At 37.2% G+C, this 19,083-nt stretch carries 16 protein-coding genes and 1 pseudogene; 12 read left to right on the top strand and 5 right to left on the bottom strand.

Translation table 11 applies throughout. The annotated features are described in order from the left end of the window. The first annotated feature begins 5 nt into the window (after positions 1-5). The 6 genes and pseudogenes from EXS92_RS01545 (at position 6) to EXS92_RS01520 (ending at position 6,356) form a co-directional block, all read left to right on the top strand. Positions 6-929 (top strand): class II fructose-bisphosphate aldolase, encoded by a 924-nt coding sequence (locus EXS92_RS01545; protein ID WP_050830693.1) that lies wholly within the window; start codon positions 6-8, stop codon positions 927-929. Positions 930-950: 21 nt separating this feature from the next. Then, complete coding sequence (efp, locus tag EXS92_RS01540) at positions 951-1,514, top strand: elongation factor P (protein WP_127975363.1); 564 nt, start codon at positions 951-953, stop codon at positions 1,512-1,514. A gap of 486 nt (positions 1,515-2,000) precedes the next feature. Next, a complete protein-coding gene (locus tag EXS92_RS01535; protein WP_000049816.1) occupies positions 2,001-3,245 on the top strand; it encodes a DNA cytosine methyltransferase in 1,245 nt (414 codons plus the stop codon). Next, positions 3,232-4,002: pseudogene (locus EXS92_RS08115) on the top strand (hypothetical protein). Before EXS92_RS01535 ends, EXS92_RS08115 begins: the two are co-directional and overlap by 14 nt. Next, positions 3,977-5,149: an AAA family ATPase gene (locus EXS92_RS01525; RefSeq protein WP_165515332.1), complete on the top strand. Its 1,173-nt coding sequence runs from the start codon at positions 3,977-3,979 to the stop codon at positions 5,147-5,149. The pseudogene EXS92_RS08115 and the gene EXS92_RS01525 overlap by 26 nt, the downstream one beginning before the upstream one ends. Continuing rightward, a complete protein-coding gene (locus EXS92_RS01520) occupies positions 5,142-6,356 on the top strand; it encodes an LlaJI family restriction endonuclease (RefSeq protein WP_165515331.1) in 1,215 nt (404 codons plus the stop codon). Before EXS92_RS01525 ends, EXS92_RS01520 begins: the two co-directional genes overlap by 8 nt. Positions 6,357-6,436: 80 nt before the next feature. Here the strand turns inward: EXS92_RS01520 and pseI are convergent, their stop codons facing one another. Genes pseI through EXS92_RS01505 form a run of 3 tightly spaced genes read right to left on the bottom strand, consistent with a single transcriptional unit; the run spans position 6,437 to position 9,378 of the window. Continuing rightward, the gene (pseI, locus tag EXS92_RS01515) at positions 6,437-7,459 is read right to left on the bottom strand and encodes a pseudaminic acid synthase (protein WP_165515330.1); all 1,023 of its coding nucleotides are present in this window, start codon (positions 7,457-7,459) and stop codon (positions 6,437-6,439) included. Positions 7,460-7,462: 3 nt separating this feature from the next. Beyond that, entirely contained in the window at positions 7,463-8,104 is a 642-nt protein-coding gene (locus EXS92_RS01510) for an ABC transporter ATP-binding protein (protein ID WP_097568562.1), read from the bottom strand. Then, positions 8,101-9,378: an apolipoprotein N-acyltransferase gene (locus EXS92_RS01505; protein WP_165515329.1), complete on the bottom strand. Its 1,278-nt coding sequence runs from the start codon at positions 9,376-9,378 to the stop codon at positions 8,101-8,103. The genes EXS92_RS01510 and EXS92_RS01505 overlap by 4 nt, the downstream gene beginning before the upstream one ends. Positions 9,379-9,613: 235 nt before the next feature. On the opposite strand from EXS92_RS01505, the gene EXS92_RS01500 reads away from it, so the two are divergent. Genes EXS92_RS01500 through EXS92_RS01480 form a run of 5 tightly spaced genes read left to right on the top strand, consistent with a single transcriptional unit; the run spans position 9,614 to position 14,467 of the window. Beyond that, positions 9,614-10,324, top strand: coding sequence for a CvpA family protein (locus tag EXS92_RS01500; protein ID WP_165515328.1), 711 nt, complete (start codon positions 9,614-9,616; stop codon positions 10,322-10,324). Positions 10,325-10,333: 9 nt separating this feature from the next. Further along, positions 10,334-11,839 (top strand): lysine--tRNA ligase, encoded by a 1,506-nt coding sequence (gene lysS, locus EXS92_RS01495; protein ID WP_165515327.1) that lies wholly within the window; start codon positions 10,334-10,336, stop codon positions 11,837-11,839. Continuing rightward, the gene (locus EXS92_RS01490) at positions 11,839-13,089 is read left to right on the top strand and encodes a serine hydroxymethyltransferase (protein ID WP_165515326.1); all 1,251 of its coding nucleotides are present in this window, start codon (positions 11,839-11,841) and stop codon (positions 13,087-13,089) included. The genes lysS and EXS92_RS01490 overlap by 1 nt, the downstream gene beginning before the upstream one ends. A 10-nt stretch (positions 13,090-13,099) precedes the next feature. Then, positions 13,100-13,642, top strand: a complete 543-nt coding sequence (locus EXS92_RS01485) for a DUF1882 domain-containing protein (RefSeq protein WP_156557230.1) — start codon at positions 13,100-13,102, stop codon at positions 13,640-13,642. A gap of 21 nt (positions 13,643-13,663) precedes the next feature. After that, positions 13,664-14,467, top strand: a complete 804-nt coding sequence (locus EXS92_RS01480; RefSeq protein WP_165515325.1) for an SPOR domain-containing protein — start codon at positions 13,664-13,666, stop codon at positions 14,465-14,467. A gap of 683 nt (positions 14,468-15,150) precedes the next feature. Here EXS92_RS01480 and EXS92_RS01475 read toward each other — a convergent pair. Beyond that, a complete protein-coding gene (locus tag EXS92_RS01475) occupies positions 15,151-16,743 on the bottom strand; it encodes a DUF262 domain-containing protein (RefSeq protein ID WP_341848044.1) in 1,593 nt (530 codons plus the stop codon). Between the two features lie 278 nt (positions 16,744-17,021). On the opposite strand from EXS92_RS01475, the gene EXS92_RS01470 reads away from it, so the two are divergent. Beyond that, positions 17,022-17,555: a TIGR00645 family protein gene (locus tag EXS92_RS01470; RefSeq protein WP_000890445.1), complete on the top strand. Its 534-nt coding sequence runs from the start codon at positions 17,022-17,024 to the stop codon at positions 17,553-17,555. A 5-nt stretch (positions 17,556-17,560) separates the two neighbouring features. Here EXS92_RS01470 and clsC read toward each other — a convergent pair whose 3' ends face one another. Further along, on the bottom strand, positions 17,561-19,069 hold the full coding sequence (clsC, locus tag EXS92_RS01465) for a cardiolipin synthase ClsC (protein WP_165515324.1): 1,509 nt from the start codon (positions 19,067-19,069) through the stop codon (positions 17,561-17,563). Positions 19,070-19,083 lie beyond the last annotated feature (14 nt).

Below are 19,083 nucleotides of genomic sequence, written 5' to 3'. Positions count from 1 at the left end.
TTATCATGTTAGTTAAAGGCAATGAAATCTTATTGAAAGCCCATAAAGAAGGTTATGGGGTGGGGGCGTTTAATTTCGTGAATTTTGAAATGCTAAACGCTATTTTTGAAGCAGGAAATGAGGAAAATTCCCCGCTTTTCATTCAAGCGAGTGAAGGAGCGATCAAATACATGGGGATTGATATGGCGGTAGGCATGGTGAAAATCATGTGCGAACGCTATCCGCACATTCCTGTAGCCTTACACCTAGATCATGGCACGACTTTTGAAAGCTGCGAAAAAGCCGTGAAAGCGGGCTTCACTTCTGTGATGATTGACGCGTCTCACCATGCTTTTGAAGAAAATTTGGAATTGACTTCTAAAGTGGTCAAAATGGCGCATAACGCTGGAGTGAGCGTGGAAGCGGAGTTGGGGCGTTTGATGGGGATTGAAGACAATATTTCAGTAGATGAAAAAGACGCCGTGTTAGTGAATCCTAAAGAAGCGGAGCAGTTTGTCAAAGAATCTCAAGTGGATTACTTAGCCCCAGCCATTGGGACAAGCCATGGAGCGTTTAAGTTTAAGGGCGAGCCAAAATTGGATTTTGAACGCTTGCAAGAAGTCAAAAGACTCACTAATATCCCTTTAGTTTTGCATGGAGCGAGCGCGATACCAGATGATGTGAGGAAATCTTATTTGGACGCTGGAGGCGATTTGAAAGGCTCTAAGGGTGTACCTTTTAAATTTTTACAAGAATCTATAAAAGGGGGGATCAATAAGGTCAATACCGATACGGATTTAAGGATCGCTTTCATCGCAGAAGTGCGCAAGGTAGCCAATGAAGATAAGAGTCAATTTGATTTGAGGAAGTTTTTTTCTCCGGCCCAATTAGCGCTTAAAAATGTGGTCAAAGAGCGCATGAAACTTTTGGGTAGCGCTAATAAAATTTAACCAACAAGGAAAGAGTGTAACATGGCAATTGGGATGAGTGAGCTCAAAAAGGGCTTAAAAATTGAATTGGGTGGTGTGCCTTATAGGATCGTAGAATACCAACATGTCAAGCCCGGCAAGGGTGCGGCTTTTGTGCGTGCGAAAATCAAGTCGTTTTTAGATGGTAAGGTGATTGAGAAGACTTTCCATGCGGGGGATAAGTGCGAAGAGCCTAATCTGGTTGAAAAAACGATGCAATACCTTTATCATGATGGCGATACATACCAATTCATGGATATAGAGAGCTATGAGCAAATCGCTTTGAACGACTCTCAAGTGGGTGAGGCTTCTAAATGGATGCTAGACGGCATGCAAGTGCAGGTTTTATTGCATAATGACAAGGCGATTTCAGTGGATGTGCCGCAAGTTGTGGCTTTAAAGATTGTGGAAACGGCTCCTAATTTTAAGGGCGATACTTCCAGCACGAGCAAAAAACCAGCGACTTTAGAAACCGGTGTGGTCGTGCAAGTGCCTTTCCATGTTTTAGAGGGTGAGACGATTAAGGTGAATACCGAAACAGAAGAGTATCTTGAAAAGGTGAAATGAGATTATCTTTTTATTGAGTTAGCGTTTTTAAACACAGCCTTTTTGTCATAAGGGGTGTTATCAGCCCCTTATTTGAGCTTTGTTTAAAATGCGTGTGGAATCTGTGGTTAAAAATTATTTAAAATGGATTAGCTTTTTTATTGATTGTCAATAAAAATATTCAAAGGCATTTTTTAAGATTAAACATAAGAGATTGATATAAAAGATTGATATAATCAAGCGGATAATCTCTTAAAAAGCATTCTTTGGGGGTTAGGGGGATAAAAGAGAGAGAATTTTATTACCCCATTTAAAAGAGTGTGAGTTTAGACATAAGGACTTGCACCGAGTTTTATTGAAATAGATATAAAAATCCACTTAAATTATTTTGACCCAATTTATTTTGCTACAATCATACTAAAGCAGAAGATAGTTGGCGGATAGAATGAAACAAGAAATAAAATATCAAACAGACTTTACAATACCATGATGGCGTTAAGAGTTTAAATGAGCAAATATAATTGCATAGATTTATTTAGTGGGGCTGGCGGTTTATCATTGGGCTTTGCGAATACAAATAGATTCAATATTTTAGCCCACATTGAGTGGGAAAAACCTATGGTTGCTACACTGAGAAACGCTTTAAACAAACGCTTCAAGATTAGTGAAAAAGAAACAAAAAAAAGAGTTATTAAATTTGATATTCAAAAAACTGATGAATTGATAAATGGCTCTTGGAGTGATGAAACTCTTAAAATTTATGGATCTGATAATGATGAAAGCGTTAGCCAATTTGGGTTAAATGGCGTAATTAGTGGTAAAAAAATAGATGTTATCTTTGGCGGTCCTCCTTGTCAAGCTTATTCTCTTGTGGGTAGAGTGCAAGATAAACACTCTATGAAATATGATTATAGGAATTATCTTTTTGAAAGTTTTGTTAAAATAGTTGATTATTACCAACCACAATGCTTTGTGTTTGAAAATGTTCCTGGCATGCTTAGCGCAAAACCGGGTAATCAATTTGTAAAAGATAGGATTTATGAATCTTTTTCAAAAATAGGGTATGAAATTAAAAAACCAAATGAAATGAAAGAGATAATCTATTCTAGCGATGATCATGAAGTCCCACAAACCAGAAAACGAGTGGTTGTATTTGGCGTTCGTAAAGATAATAAAGAATGGTTATTCAAATTTTATCAAAATCTAGACAATCTCAAATCAAAAAACCCACCGCTTAGCGTTAAAGACGCTATTGGCCATTTACCCAAGTTTAGACCACTCAAAACGCCCTTAAAAATCAATAATAAAAACATTTCTCACGAACTTATTGGCACAAATAATTTGACACAAAATTTTCCACGATATAATAATTTACGAGATTTAAAAGCGATGAAATTTTGGATTGAAAACAACATGAATAACGCTTCTGCAAAAGAAAAGCTTGACTTTTACACTAAGATTACGGGAAAAGTCTCAAACCATAACAAATACAGGAATTTAGAATGGGATAAACCATCGCCAACCTTAGTGGTGCATTTGCAAAAAGATGGTTTTATGTTTATACACCCAGAAGCCAATCAAAGCCGCTCAATCACCATAAGAGAAGCAGCGATTTTGCAGACTTTCCCTAATGATTTTGAATTTATCGGATCGCAAGCGGCTTGTTTTAAAATGATAGGCAATGCAGTGCCAGTTAATTTTGCCAAAAATATAGCCCTAGCAGTGGCAAAGGTCTTAGATGAAAAAAACTAATATAAATATTTTAGTAGCTTGTGAAGAAAGCCAAAGGGTGTGCAATGAATTTAGAAAGCTTGGTTTCAACGCTTATAGTTGTGATTTATTAGAATGTAGTGGCGGGCATCCTGAGTGGCATTTTAATTGCGATGTTTTTGAAGTGATTGGAAATAAAGGCGGTGTTTTGCAAAATGGCAAACATGCAAAAGTTTCGCAATGGGATATGATGATAGCGCACCCGCCTTGCACCTTTTTAGCTGTTAGTGGAGCGAAGTGGTATTAACACCCTAAAGATAAAGATTTGCCCATAGAACAAAAAAGACCCCACCCCAAATTCCCCAACCGTGCAAAAGACAGAGAAGAAGCTTCAAAATTCTTTATGGATTTAGTGGAAGCAAAAATCCCTTATATTGCAATAGAAAACCCCATTGGCATAATGAATACAAGATACAAAAAGCCCAATCAAATAGTCCAACCTTACCACTTTGGCGATAGCGCATCAAAAAAGACTTGTTTGTGGCTTAAAAACTTACCACCCTTAAAATATACAAATATCGTTGATCCTGGCGAGTTTATAGAATTTAAAAGCGGTAAAAAAATAGTAAAATGGTATAGCGATGGACTGACCAAAACAAAATCAGCCAAAGAGCGTCAAATTTGGAGGAGTAAAACATTTCCAGGATTTGCAAAGGCGATGGCAGAGCAGTGGGGGGAGTTTGTAAAAAATGAGATGTTTAAAAAGGTGAAAAATGAAAGTTTATTTAAGGAAAATTGATAATCAAATCATTAATAATAAACGAATCAGTATTACAAGAGGTATTTTAGAGCATTTTTTTGATAAAGCCAACAACCAAGACGAAGTAGATATGAGTGGTATCTTATCTAACTATAACGATAAAGTTAGCATCCTCTTAACAACAGATCCCAGATTTGGTGGAGGCATTATGAGAATCATCAGGGCAGAAGTTGATAAAATAAAAGAAAACCGATCAAACTATGAATTAAATGTTGATGATATTCTGCTTTTTACTCACATATCTTATAAAAAATACACATTAGAAATCATTTTACCCACTGACACAAGATACAATGTTTTAAATGGCTTAATCAATAATAGCAAGCATTTATTGGTTTTTAGCGAGAATGAAACGAGATCTTTAGATGATGGTAAAATAGATGAAAGCGGTATAGTTAGTTATAAATTTAATCCTGGACCTTTTACAAATATCCTTAAAAAAGCGTATCATAACCCACAAACTAAACATGTTCTGGTGATTGATGAGATCAATCGTGGTAATGCACCTGCCATATTTGGAGAAATTTTTCAACTTCTTGACAGACTAAAACATGACAAAGATGGCTTTAAAAAAGGCTCTAGTGAGTATGCTATCAATAATACGGATATTGCAAATATTGTCCATAACGATAAAAATGCAAGTATAAGAATCCAGTCAAATTTATGGATAGTCGCTACAATGAATACGAGCGATCAAAATGTATTCACACTAGATACTGCTTTTCAGCGTAGATTTTCTATGCAACTCATTGAAAATTCCTTTGAAAATGTTGATGATGATTTTAAAAATATGAAAATTTTAGATACCGATATAACTTGGCAAAAATTTTGCACCACCATCAATGAAAAAATAGCTCAAAATAACGAGGGGCTGAGTTCTATGGAAGATAAGCGATTTGGCGTTTATTTTGTAAGTATTGATGATCTAAAGAGCAAAGAAAATTTTGCACATAAAGTTATAAAATACCTTTGGGACGATGTTTTTAAATTTGATAGAAATATAATATTTAACACTATAAAATTTAATACGCTTGAAGCTGTTGTAAAGAATTTTACCAGAGAAAAAGGCAGAACCCAATTTGATATTTTTAGCGATGATATAAAAGAACTTTTATTCAATGTTTAATTTAAAACAGCGCTGTTTTACAGACAATGAATTGAACGACAATTTTGTAGGTATTAGAAGCATCAATAATGACTTGCAAATTTGTTTCCCACTAGGATTTGATATAAGCGATGATAAAAACATTAGAGTAGATGTAAAAAAGCTTGTTTCTATTCTTTTAGAATACAATAAAACAATTGCATGTGACAATTTGTTAAATAATAAAAATGAGATTATAAACTCAAATTTTCCACTCACAGCGTATAAAAATGTCATAGAATATTTTTTATCGCATGGTTATTATATAGAAAATAAGAGCTATTATGAAAATAACGCAAAAGGCAGGATAAATTTTTCCAAAACGATTAAGAAAAATAGACCCATTATTCAAACTTTTAACAATAAAAACTCTTTTGTTTATACTCGTTTTCAAGTTAAAAGGAAAATGGTAAATGAAAATGAATTGATAACAGCTATAAACAAATATTGTGTGCATGAAGCGTTTTCTAAATTTGGCTTTGTTTTTAGCTCGTTTATGCCACCAAAATTTAACCTACCCACTGATAAAAATTATTGCATTTATCTGCTTGACAACAAGCTAAACAACACCTTTAATGATGACAGGAAAATCCTTTTTCAATCCATGAAAAATATTCTTTTACAAGATGATAATATTTTGGATAAGACTGATTTTAAATTTGGAACATATCATTTTTATGTTGTTTGGGAAAGAATGATAGACAAGGCATTTGGCATAAAAAATAAAGAAGTTTATTTTCCTAAAACAAAATGGAATTTGCGGTGCTCTAATCAAAACCCTGATTATTTATTGCAACCAGATAGCATAATGCTGTTTGACGATAGAATTTACATATTAGATGCAAAATATTATAAATATGGTATAAGTGGAGTTGCAAGCGATTTACCCAATAGTGCATCCATCATAAAACAGATTGTTTATGGTGAATATGCGGCAAAACTAGAGACAAAAAAAGAGATTCACAATATCTTTTTAATGCCATTCAACAGATTTAACAATCCGCTAAAATTGGGTAATATTTTTGAGAATATAGGCTTTGCAAATGGAGAGTGGAGAGACAACCTAAAGCAATATGAAAATATACAAGGAATTTTAATAGACACTAAATTTTTAATGCAAAACTATAATAAGAAATCCAATGATCTTTTAAAGTTACTAGCAAAAAATGTGGAAGAAACTAAAATATAATTTTTAAAATTTTTAATCAAAAACCAAATCTAAAACCATAAAACAAAATTTAAAACCTCCATTTTTCAATGAAAACAAACCTACAATGAGCGTTCTATATCATCAGCGCTTAAAGGGGTGTTGGCTTTTAAAAATTTTGATGCCTTTTGACCTAAAATTTCTTTATAGAATTTAGGGTGTAAGCCAAGGTTGGGGCGTAAGGCTTTGATATTGTCGCTAGTCAATGCCTCGCCTTTTTGAATATCCTTAATGACAAATAAAGAGCGCATAAAGAATCTCCGCTCCTCTAAAGTCTTTGGATTGATTTTAGGCTCTTCTTCGCCCAAGGCTAAAACGCTTTGTTTGATGGCTTCAACCATGCTTTTAAATCCGTTAAAATCCATGCTAAAAGCGCTGTCTGGGGTTTGTAAGGATTTGTTTAAAATGAAATGCTTTTCTATCATGCTCGCTCCTAAAGTGGTGGCTAGAATGGGGCAAAGAGAGCCAATCGTGTGATCGCTCAAGCCAAATTTAACGCCAAAGGTTTCGCCTAATTTAACCATATTCAATAAATTAGCGTCTTCTATTTTGCTAGGATAAGCGCTCACGCATTTTAAAAGGGTGATGTCAAAATTACCCACTCCTTTGCACAATGAGATAGCGTCTTGCAATTCGGTGTGTGTAGCGATACCGCTAGAAAGGATAATGGGCTTTTGTGTGCAAGCGGCCTTTTCAATCAAGTCCAAATCAACGATTTCAAAACTAGCGATTTTATACATGGGGCAATCTAGGCTCTCTAAAAGCTCTAAGGCTTTTGAGCTAAAGGGCGAGCTAAAAATGCCTAAATCAAGCTTTTTAGCCAACTCAAACAATTCAGCATGCCATTCTAGGGGGGTAGAAGCCTTTTGATACAATTCATACAGATTTTCTTTATCCCATAAAGTGCCTTGAATGATGAAAGGATCTTCTTTAGAATCTAAAGTCATGCAGCTTGGCGTGTAGGTTTGGAGCTTGACAAAATCCGCACCGCTTTCCTTAATGGCATGAAGGCTTTCTTTGGCTAGGTTTAGATCCTGGTTATGGTTAGCGCTCAATTCAGCGACAATTTTAGGGCGTTGCAACATTTCTTATTTCTCCTTAATCAAAACTTCTTTTTCTAATCGATAGACTTGAGAGCAAGTGAAAGCCAAATGCTCATCATGCGTGGCTAGAACTAACGCCCCTTCGTTTTCTGCAATGTAATTTTGCAGCATGCTGATGACTTGATTAGCGCTAATGGTGTCTAAATTCCCGGTGGGTTCATCAGCGATAATGATTTTAGGTTTTTTAGAAAGCACTCTAGCGATGCTTAAGCGTTGTTGCTGGCCGCCGCTCAATTCACCCACGCCTTGTTTTAGGGTGTGGGCTATGCCTAATTGCTCTAAAAGGGAATGATTTATTTCTTGCTTGGCTAGGATTGAAGCGACTTGCAAGTTTTCTAAAGCGCTAAAACCCTTAAAAAGGTAATGCGATTGAAAAATGATGCCCACTTTTAAACGTCGCAATTCCAAAAGCTTTTTGGAATTTAAGGCATAAATATCCTGGTGTTCTAACAAACTAACTGTTCCGCTATCCGGTTTTAGCATGGTGGCTAGATGGCTTAAAAGCGTGCTTTTACCGCTTCCGCTCACGCCTAAAATCGCTAGGCTTTCTTTGGGTTTAATGCGCAAATTCACGCCATTATAAAGAGGTTTTTCAAAAGCATGAGAAATATCAATCGCTTTAATCATGATCGTTTCCTAAAAAGAATATCGCCCAATAAACTAGGGCTTAAAATGTAAGAAGTTGAAAAATTCGCGCTGTGCAAGATGATTTTATCATAACGCCTTGCATAGTATTTTAAAAGCGTTCTTTGCAAGGCGGGTTCAATGCTTGGGCTAAACCATGCGTTATTGCTCATTAGGATAAAAACTTTTGAAGGGCTGTTTGAATAAGCGGCTTTGGAAGTGCCTTCATAGCAAATCAGGGGGCGGAAAGTAAAATCGTCTAATGTAAAATCGCTGAAATGAGGAGCGTTGCGGTATAAATAAGCGCTCTCGCCAAAAAAGAGTTTTTCAAGGGGTTTTTGAAGAAACTTGGGTAAAGGCATTGTTTCGCCAAAGGGGGCTAAGATCACTTTATCAGCGATCTGAACGCTTTCTTTAGAAAATAAAAACGAGCTGTTATAAAGGTTATAGCCTTGGGTGCGTAATGTCCCTATTAAAATAGCAATATTATCGCTTAAATCTTCTAGTTTAGCTTTAAAGGGGGAATTTTCTAAAGCGATGGGGTAGGCGGTCTCTGGAAAAACAATCAAGGTTTTTTGCTTGCTTTGAGCGAGCTTGATTTCTTTAAGAATGTTGTTTTCAATATCGTTAAGGTAATTTGAATCAAATTTCACATCTTGGGGCGTTTTTGTAGAGATTAATTCAACATTTCCAACCTCTTTTAAATCGCTTGTTTTAAAAAAATGAAAATCCAACGCGCCAAGCAGCAATAAAACCCCTATCATTCTGTATTTTTTAAGATTTTGAGTGCTCAAAAAAATGCAAGCTAAAAAAATAAGCCCTAAAGATAATTTATCCACTCTAAACACGCTATAAGAAAAAAAGCTATCCGGGACTAACCAATCAAATCCAAAAGGGTGGATAAAACTAGAGCCTAAAAAACTCAAAAGCCTAAAATAGGGGTTCTCAAAATAGAGCAACAAATAAAATAAAACCCCATAAACTAACGCTACTAAAACAATGATTAAGGGTAATAAATAAGTGAAATCCGAGTAGCGAAAGCTTAAAGCGCACCAATAAAACAATAACACCCCCACGAAAAACCCCAAAGCAAAAGCGCTATTTCTGGGGGTTTTTAAAAACGCTAAAATGCTTAAAGGGGCTAATAGGCTTGTGAGTATGATAGAAATATAGGGGTTTTCAACCGCATAAGCGTCTAAAACAGCGTTCGCATACACGCTTGAAACAAACATGCATGCCAATAAAAAAGCGTTTTGATTGAACAGAATAAGACGCATGGCTAGATTTTGAAACCTTGAGATTGTTTTAGTGTATTATAGCTATATTTTAATTTAAGAATTTTAGATTGATTTTTTTAAGGGTAGTTTTTTTTAAGTTGTGTTATTATTTTCAAATTTCAAGCCTAAAGAGCGTGAATTGGCATGATTTAAGAATGATGGGTGTTTGTTTTAAAACGCTACGACTATCCTTATATGAGATAGAGATAATGAGAGAAAGGTTTGGGTTTAGGGTTTGAACTATATTGATTTGGCGTTACTTGTGGTAGTGGTAGCCTTTGGGATTAGGGGGTTTTATCATGGCTTCGTGAGTGAAATAGCAGCGACTTTGGGGATTGTGCTTGGCGTTTATTTGGCGTCTCGCTATTCTGTGGCTGTTGGGAATTTATTTTCAGAGCATTTGTATGATTTAAGAAATGAAACCATGACCAATCTCATTGGTTTTTTACTGGTGTTGGCGTCCATTTGGGTGTTTTTTTTAGCTCTTGGAGTGTTGCTAGGCAAGATGTTAGTCTTTAGCGGTCTAGGCATTATAGACAAGGCGTTAGGGTTTATTTTTTCATGTTTGAAGACTTTTTTAGTGCTTTCTTTCATCCTTTATGCGCTCTCTAAAATGGATTTAATGAAAGACGCTAACGCCTATTTGCAAGAAAAGAGCGCTTTTTTTTCTACCATGAAAAGCATCGCCAGTAAGATCATGCGCCTTGATGGCGTCAAACATGTGGAGCAAAACCTTAAAGACAACCTTGAAGAAATGAGCGATGAAGTCAAAAATAAAGAATCTTTCAATAAAAATAAAGAGTCTTTTAATAAGGCTACGGATAAGGGCGTAGAAGCTTTAAAAGAAAAGGCTAAAGATTTGCCTAAAAACATGCTAGAGCCAAAACACAATAAACCCAACCAAACCCCACCAATCCCAACCCCATCTAATAAAGAACCCCTATAAAGGCACAACATGTTTTCTAACCAATACATCCAACAACGCATCCATAAAGCCAATAGCTTGAGAGAAGAAGGCAAAAACCCTTATAAAAATGGCTTGAAACGAAGCCTCACCAACGCCGCTTTTTTAGAAAAATACGCTTATGTTAAGGATTTAGAAGAGCCTAAAGACAAAGAAAAATGCGAGAGCGTTGTAGGGAGGGTCAAGCTCTTGCGTTTAATGGGTAAGGCATGTTTTATTAAAATTGAAGATGAGAGTGCGATTTTACAAGCTTATGTTTCGCAAAATGAATTGAACGATGAATTTAAAAGCTTGAAAAAGCATTTAGAAGTGGGCGATATTGTGTTGGTGAAAGGCTTCCCTTTTGCTACCAAAACCGGTGAATTAAGCATTCATGCCCTAGAATTTCATATTTTAAGCAAAACCATTGTGCCTTTACCTGAAAAGTTTCATGGATTGAGCGATATAGAATTGCGTTACCGCCAGCGCTACTTGGATTTGATCGTCAATCCTAGCGTTAAAGATGTGTTTAAAAAGCGCAGTTTGATTGTCTCTAGCGTGCGGAAATTCTTTGAAATGGAAGGGTTTTTGGAAGTGGAAACCCCCATGATGCACCCCATTCCTGGCGGAGCGAACGCAAGGCCTTTTATCACTTATCATAACGCTTTAGAGGTGGAGAGGTATTTAAGAATCGCTCCAGAATTATACCTCAAACGCTTGATTGTAGGGGGGTTTGAAGCGGTGTTTGAAATCAATCGTAATTTCAGGAATGAGGGCATGGATCACAGCCATAACCCCGAATTTACGATGATTGAATTTTATTGGGCGTATCACACTTATGAAGATTTGATTGAACTCAGTAAGAGACTATTTGACTACTTGCTAAAGACTTTAAATTTAGATTCAAAAATCATTTACAACGATATGGAAGTGGATTTCAACCAAACGAGCGTGATTTCTTATTTGGACGCTTTAGAAACAATAGGGGGCATTAGCAAGGGTATTTTAGAAAAAGAAGACAGGCTTTTAGCTTATTTGTTAGACCAAGGCATCAAAGTAGAGCCAAACCTCACTCATGGCAAATTGCTCGCTGAAGCGTTTGATCATTTTGTAGAGCATAAGCTCATTAACCCCACTTTTGTAACCGAATACCCTATTGAAATTAGCCCCCTAGCCAGACGCAACGATAGTAACCCTAATATTGCTGACAGGTTTGAATTGTTTATTGCAGGTAAAGAAATCGCTAATGGTTTTAGCGAATTGAACGATCCCTTAGATCAACTAGAGCGCTTTAAAAACCAAGTGGCTGAAAAAGAAAAAGGCGATGAAGAAGCCCAATACATGGATGAAGATTACGTGTGGGCCCTAGCCCATGGAATGCCCCCCACTGCAGGGCAAGGCATAGGCATTGACCGATTAGTGATGTTACTCACTGGAGCTAAAAGCATTAAAGATGTGATTTTATTCCCAGCGATGCGTCCTGTTAAAAACGATTTTAATATTGAGAGTGGAGAATAATGTCGTATTTTTTAGAACAAACGGATAGTGAAATCTTTGAATTGATCTTTGAAGAATATAAGCGGCAAAATGAGCATTTAGAAATGATAGCGAGCGAGAATTACACTTTTCCTAGTGTCATGGAGGCTATGGGGAGTATTTTAACGAATAAATACGCTGAAGGCTATCCTAACAAACGCTATTATGGGGGCTGTGAAGTGGTGGATAAAATAGAAAGCCTAGCCATAGAAAGGGCTAAAAAGCTTTTCAATTGCCAGTTCGCTAACGTGCAAGCGCATTCAGGCTCACAAGCCAATAACGCTGTCTATCACGCCCTTTTAAAGCCTTATGATAAGATTTTAGGCATGGATTTAAGCTGTGGAGGGCATTTAACGCATGGCGCTAAAGTGAGTTTAACCGGCAAGCATTATCAGAGCTTTTCTTATGGCGTGAATTTGGATGGCTATATCGATTATGAAGAAGCGTTAAAGATCGCTCAAAGCGTTAAGCCAGAAATCATCGTGTGCGGGTTTTCAGCCTATCCAAGGGAAATTGATTTTAAGAAATTTAGAGAAATCGCTGATGAAGTGGGAGCGTTACTACTAGGCGATATAGCCCATGTGGCAGGGCTTGTGGTCGCTGATGAGCATGCCCATCCTTTCCCGCATTGCCATGTGGTTTCAAGCACCACTCATAAGACCTTAAGAGGGCCTAGAGGGGGGCTTATTTTAACTAATGATGAAGAGATAGCGGCTAAGATTGATAAAGCGATCTTTCCAGGGACTCAAGGCGGGCCTTTGATGCATGCGATTGCTGCTAAAGCGGTGGGGTTTAAAGAGAATTTAAAACCAGAATTTAAAGCTTATGCAAAATTAGTGAAATCTAACATGCAAGTTCTCGCTAAAGCGTTAAAAGAAAAAAACCACAAGTTAGTGAGCGGTGGCACTTCTAACCATTTGCTTTTAATGGATTTCTTAGATAAGCCTTATAGTGGGAAAGACGCTGATATTGCATTAGGGAATGCTGGAATCACTGTGAATAAAAACACCATTCCTGGCGAAACGCGCAGCCCTTTTGTAACGAGCGGGATAAGGATTGGATCAGCGGCATTGAGCGCAAGGGGCATGGGAACTAAAGAATTTGAAATCATAGGGAATAAAATATCAGATATTTTGAATGATATTAATAATGTTAGTTTGCAATTGCATGTGAAAGAAGAATTGAAGGCGATGGCTAATCAATTCCCTGTGTACCACCAACCCATTTTTTAAGGGAGTCAAGATGACAGAAATGGAATTAAAGCTCATTAAGATAGACACAAGCCATTATTTTGAAAAAAAACCAGGCTTGGGGGAGAGAATGGATTATGCGGGGCGTTGCTATTATAATAAATTCCAAAGAGTGAATGCCATGCTCACAAGCTCGCTCATTCAAAAGCATTTGAAAAAAGAAATAGAAATCGCACACAACCTCATCTTGCGTAACGATAAGGTGGAAAACATCGTGTTTGATTATAACGGGAGGAACCCAGAGCGTTTTTATCATAAGGCACAGTTATTACTTCGTGAAGAGGGTTTTATGAATTTTACCGCTTATAACACCAAAACGCCAGGGCATTTGCATTTGTATGTGCATAAGGGGCATACGGAATTAGGCGAAGGTGAAAGGCTGATTAAAACTTTGTCCATGAAATTAGCGCAAGGGTTGCCTAAAGAATGGAAGGTCTTCCCTAGCAATGAATGGCCTAAGGAATTTAATATTTTAGCTTTACCTTATGAGGTGTTTGCAAAAGAGCGTGGGAGCTCTTGGGCGAAGCATTTATAACCATTTTTGAAAGGATTTTTGATGTCAGAAAAAGAAAGACTGAATGAAGTGATTTTAGAAGAAGAGAATAATGGGAGCGGCACTAAAAAGGTGTTTTTGATCGTGGCTATAGCCATTATCATTTTAGCGGTGCTTTTAATGGTGTTTTGGAAAAGCACGAGAGTCGCTCCTAAAGAGACTTTTTTACAAACCGATAGTGGCATGCAAAAAATAGGCAACACTAAAGACGAGAAAAAAGACGATGAGTTTGAAAGCTTGAATATGGATTCTCCCAAACAAGAAGACAAGTTAGACAAAGTGGTGGATAATGTTAAAAAGCAAGAAAATGATGCGTTTAACATGCCCGTTCAAACCGATCAGACTCAAACGGAGATGAAAACAACAGAAGAAAAACAAGAATCTCAAAAAGAATTAAAAGCTGTTGAACACACTAGCGCTCAAAAAGAATCTCAAGCTATGGCTAAAAAAGAAACCCCCCATAAAAAGCCCAAAGTAACCCCTAAAGATAAGGAAGCTCATAAAGATAAAGCTAAGCATGCGGTTAAAGAGCCAAAAGCTAAAAAAGAAGCTCATAAAGAAGTCCCTAAAAAAGCCAATTCTAAAACCACTCTTACTAAAGGGCATTATTTGCAAGTGGGGGTTTTTGCGCACACGCCCAATAAAGCCTTTTTGCAAGCGTTTAACCAATTCCCCCATAAGATTGAAGATAGGGGGGCTACTAAACGCTATCTCATAGGCCCGTATAAGAGCAAGCAAGAAGCCTTAATGCATGCTGATGAAGTCAGTAAAAAGATGACTAAACCGGTTGTCATAGAAGCACGGTAGGGGTTTGGGCTAAAAAATTCTTATTTTTTCTTGGGTGTTTTTAGCAGATCGCCCAAGCGCTAAAACGATGGGGTAGCTTTACTCCATCGGCTCGGATAATTTTAACAGAGAATCAAGATAAGCAGATTTTTTTGATCAATTTATTATATTAATGATATTAACCATATGTCTAATGATGAAAAAGTAATTTACTTACTTGCTGTTATATGTGGGTGTTTAATTTTATTGTGGTGACAGTATTGATTATTTCACAATATTGTTATTCACAAAATACAATAAATAAGAAATAACGATGAAGTCTAAACACATAAGTAGAGTATATACTCTACTTATGATAATTTTTTTATTTATTGATTACTTCTTTTATTTTTTTACTACTTCTTGAGTTTCTTTTTGAACCCAATTTTTCCAATAAATAGTAGCACCTCATACCTATTTGGTCTTTGAGAAATTCAGATAATTCTTGCGTTTGAATTCAGCCTTAAAGAGCATTCATTCGTTAAAGAATTTGTTTGTTGTTTGAAAACTACGGAGCGTTTAAATTTTATGAAGTTATTGTTTGTTGTTTAATCCCCCTCTAACCCTCCAAAGAAGAGAGCGTTTTGGAACTAGCTTTATGGGTGTGGTTGTGGGGCTAGAAGCAAGAGAGTGAGTGCGATCACTCTCTTTTAATCTCACGCTCTTTAGTGGGCGGCGAAATCCTTAAAGAAGGTGTTGATCAGCCATTTTTCCATTTCTTTATTCCTTTCTATCAAAACCTTTTTGTTGAAACCTTTTACATTAAAGCGTCTGTTGAAAGGGATCTCACTACTTTTGTAGATTTCATCTTTTTCATACAGATCCTTATCGCTTGCCTTACGATTGAGCGAACTTTCTAAGGAGATGAGGTTGCCGTATGTGTCAATGTAGTTTTCAAGATCTTTCTTGTCTTCAAAACCAAGTTTTTGGATCTCAATTTCATTATCCAATTCTAATAAATTGATGGGGATGATGTGCTCTTTTTCTTGGGAGAATTGCTTCCCAGGGATCAATTTTTTGAGATCGGCAAGACCCATCTCCTGGCAGTTTTTTTCAAAGAAGACATAGTGGAAGCATGATGAGTTGGACTCGTTGTTTACAAGCTTCAAAGAAGCCAGCTCTATATCCTTTATATCATTTCTGCATTGAGCAATCATCTCGCTCTTCAATCCCTCTTTGCCCTTTTTAAGATACGCATTAATCAGGTTGTAGGCCTTTGAGTTTAAATTTCTAGTAGCTTTGAAAAACACAATATCGGTTTTGGCAAAGAGTCTCAGCGTTTCATCGTCTAGTTCGTTATTGATTTTTAGGCGGATGAGCGAATTGAAAAAACGCGGGTTGATTTTGTTGATGAGCATGACCTTAAGGGTGGTTGGGTTAGTGTCAATCTCGCTCAATAGATCAAGGAAAGCCTGATAGAAATTTTTCAAATCGCTGACATAGGATCGGATGAAACTTTCCAATGTGCTTTTGGCGCTTTTGATTTTTTTTAGTTCATCTTTGAGTTTCTCGTAGGTTTTGTCCGTGCTTGCTTTGTAGTGCCCTAAAAACTCGATTCCATCAAATCTTTGGCTCCCTGCGTGGTAGCGGAAGATGTCGCCTTCATCAAAGCCTCCAACGCTGGAGATATGGTCGCTCTTTTTGATCTTGGCAAAGATCTTAAAGATCTCCCCAAAATGATCGTTGATGAATTGGTCTAGCCCGTTTTTTCCATTGCAAAAAGTGTTGGAGTAATAGATGAGAAGGGATTTTAGTTTGTCTAGCAAGAGGAGAGGCACGCCTCTGTCATTCACGCTTTGAAAGGTTCTGATGGCCCTTCCAGGATCGGGCTCTTCAAGCCGCATCAAAACCATTTCCAACAGCACCTCCAAACGCTCATTCACTTCTTCTTTACTCAATTTGCTGATTTTGTCCAAGATGGCCTTCAAAACTTCGAAAAGATTTTGCTTGCCCTCGGTGTCTGCATCTTTTTCGCAATGGCTGATATTCTCCTTTTCTGTCGCTTCCAAGAGCGTTTTGAAGAAGCTTTGGTTTTGAGGGGCGACTTTTAATTTTAATTCCCCCTTTTGGTATAGATATTTTCTTGTTTCTTGCTTGTCTTTCTCGTTTTGTTTGCTTGCCAAGACATGCAAGAGCATGAATATGGTGGTCGTTCGTTGCTGGCCGTCAATGATGTCATACAATTTTTTGTTGTTTTCATTCTTAGTGACAACCATGGTGCCTATAAAATGCCCATAACCCTTTTTGTTGTATCCTATCGCTTCTTCTAGATCTTCTTACAGATCCCTAAAATTCTTGTCCTTCCAGGCGTAATCCCTCTGATAGTTAGGGATGCTGTATCCTTCCTCTTGAAAGATCTCTTTTATAGTGGTTTTCATTCACTTCTCCTTTGTTGCATGCAGCAGTCAAATTTATACCATAAATACCATAAGAACGATCTGAGGTTTCACTCCATCAAGGCGTTCTGTTAGCCACTCGGGGCGTTTTATTAGCTATAATCAAGGCTTCAAAAAGCCATAATTAAAAGAGTTTGAACATGCTAGAAAAGTTGATTGAAAGAGTGTTGTTTGCCACTCGTTGGTTGCTAGCCCCTTTGTGTATTGCCATGTCGTTAGTGTTGGTGGTTTTAGGCTATGTGTTCATGAAAGAATTGTGGCACATGCTCAGCCATTTAGACACCATTAGTGAAACGGATTTAGTCTTATCGGCCTTAGGCTTGGTGGATTTGTTGTTCATGGCCGGACTTGTTTTAATGGTGCTGCTCGCCAGTTATGAAAGCTTTGTTTCTAAATTAGACAAGGTGGATGCTAGCGAAATCACTTGGCTAAAACACACGGATTTTAACGCCTTAAAGTTAAAGGTTTCCCTTTCCATTGTAGCCATTTCGGCGATTTTTTTGCTCAAACGCTACATGAGTTTAGAAGATGTTCTATCCAGTATTCCTAAAGACACGCCCCTATCGCATAACCCCATTTTTTGGCAAGTGGTGATCCATTTGGTGTTTGTGTGTTCAGCGCTGTTAGCCGCTGTTACCAATAACATCGCTTTTTCGCAAAACAAAGGGCATTAAAAGTTTTAAAGTTCTCTTTCAGGAAGGACTTTAGACCATTCTTTAATCAAACGTAAAAAGAAAGAGGTATCAGGTGAGTTTTTTTCATGGATTAAGATGCCTTCTTCTGTAGCTTCCCAAATCACTCTATGCCGATACAAGACTAAATGCCATGATTGCTGGGCATGATCTTTAAGCGACAAACGCACCCTTTTGGCAAAAGACGGGTTGTCAAACAAGACCGCGCTTTCAGTGTTGATGTAGGCAGAGCGTGGGTCAATGTTAAAGCTCCCTAGAAGCGTTAAATTGTCATCAAAAACAATCGTTTTGCCGTGTAAGGAATGTTTGGTGCTAAAGCGCCCTTTAATCTGGCGGTTGAAAAAATCGTTTCGTATTTCATAGACATTCGCGCCCATTCGCACTAATTGGTTGCGATACCTTTCCCACGCTCCATAGACCACTATCGCATCAGTAGATGAAAGGGAATTGGTAAGAATATTCAATTCAATCCCCTTAGAAATTTGATTTTTAAAGATTTTCATCATCTTTTTGCCTGGAATAAAATACGATGAAGCGATAAAAACGGAGTCCTTAGCGTTTTTAAGGGCTTTCTCAAAAGCGATTTTGATAGGCGAATACAAGGGCGTGTCAATTTTTTTGGGTGAATCGGCTAAAAAAATGGCATTCCCATAATAAATGGGGTATTGGTATTTTTGGAAACGATCTATAAAATCATTGACTTTTTTTTCAAACTGGTTTTTGTCTTCAGCGCTGATAGGGATTTTTTCATGGAGTTTGGCGATTTCTTTAGCGTTGTTTTTGAGTCTTTTGTGGGTTCTTAGTAATGAAACAGGGATAGAGCGGTGGAACCTCCAATAGCGTTCAAAGCTTTCTTTGGCCTTTGAAGCAACCCCCCCAAAAAACAAAGCGTCTAAATCTAAAAAATTCGTGTCTAAATCGTTATCAAAATAATTGTCCCCAATGTTGCGCCCCCCTATAATGACAGCGAAATTATCCACGATGAAAAGCTTGTTGTGCATGCGTTTTTTAATGCGTTCATAATCCGCAAGCATTTCAAAATAACGCAAGCCTTTATTGCGGATATAGTAGGGGTTAAAAATTTTTACTTCAATGTTTTTATGGAAATTTAAAAGCATGATGTCTGAAAAATCTGAATCTAACCCGTTGTCATCTAAAAGGATGCGCACTTTTACCCCACGATTGGCCGCGTTTAAAAGTTCTTTAGCGATCACTTGAGAAGAAAGGTCGTTTTTATAGATATAAGTTTGCATGTCAATGCTTTTTTGGCTCATTCTAATAAGACCCACTCTGTGCAACAAGGCGTCAAAGCCATCTTCTAAAAGAATGGCCACACTATGGTTGGGGTTTTCTTTCAAATTTTTAGCATACAAGCTCCCAATGGTGGTAGTGTAGGGGTCATAAGAGATAGGGGGGCTTGAAATGGGAGTCTTATAGACTAGCCCAAAACACCCATTAAAAAAAAAGACGCTTAGAATAACTAAAAAGATTTTCAAAAACGACCCACTAA

Origin of the sequence: Helicobacter pylori (assembly GCF_011175115.1) — a bacterium.
In the GTDB taxonomy this organism is placed as follows: domain Bacteria; phylum Campylobacterota; class Campylobacteria; order Campylobacterales; family Helicobacteraceae; genus Helicobacter; species Helicobacter pylori_DF.
Note: the sequence above shows the minus strand (reverse complement) of the source record. Positions and strands in the feature narration are given on the sequence as shown.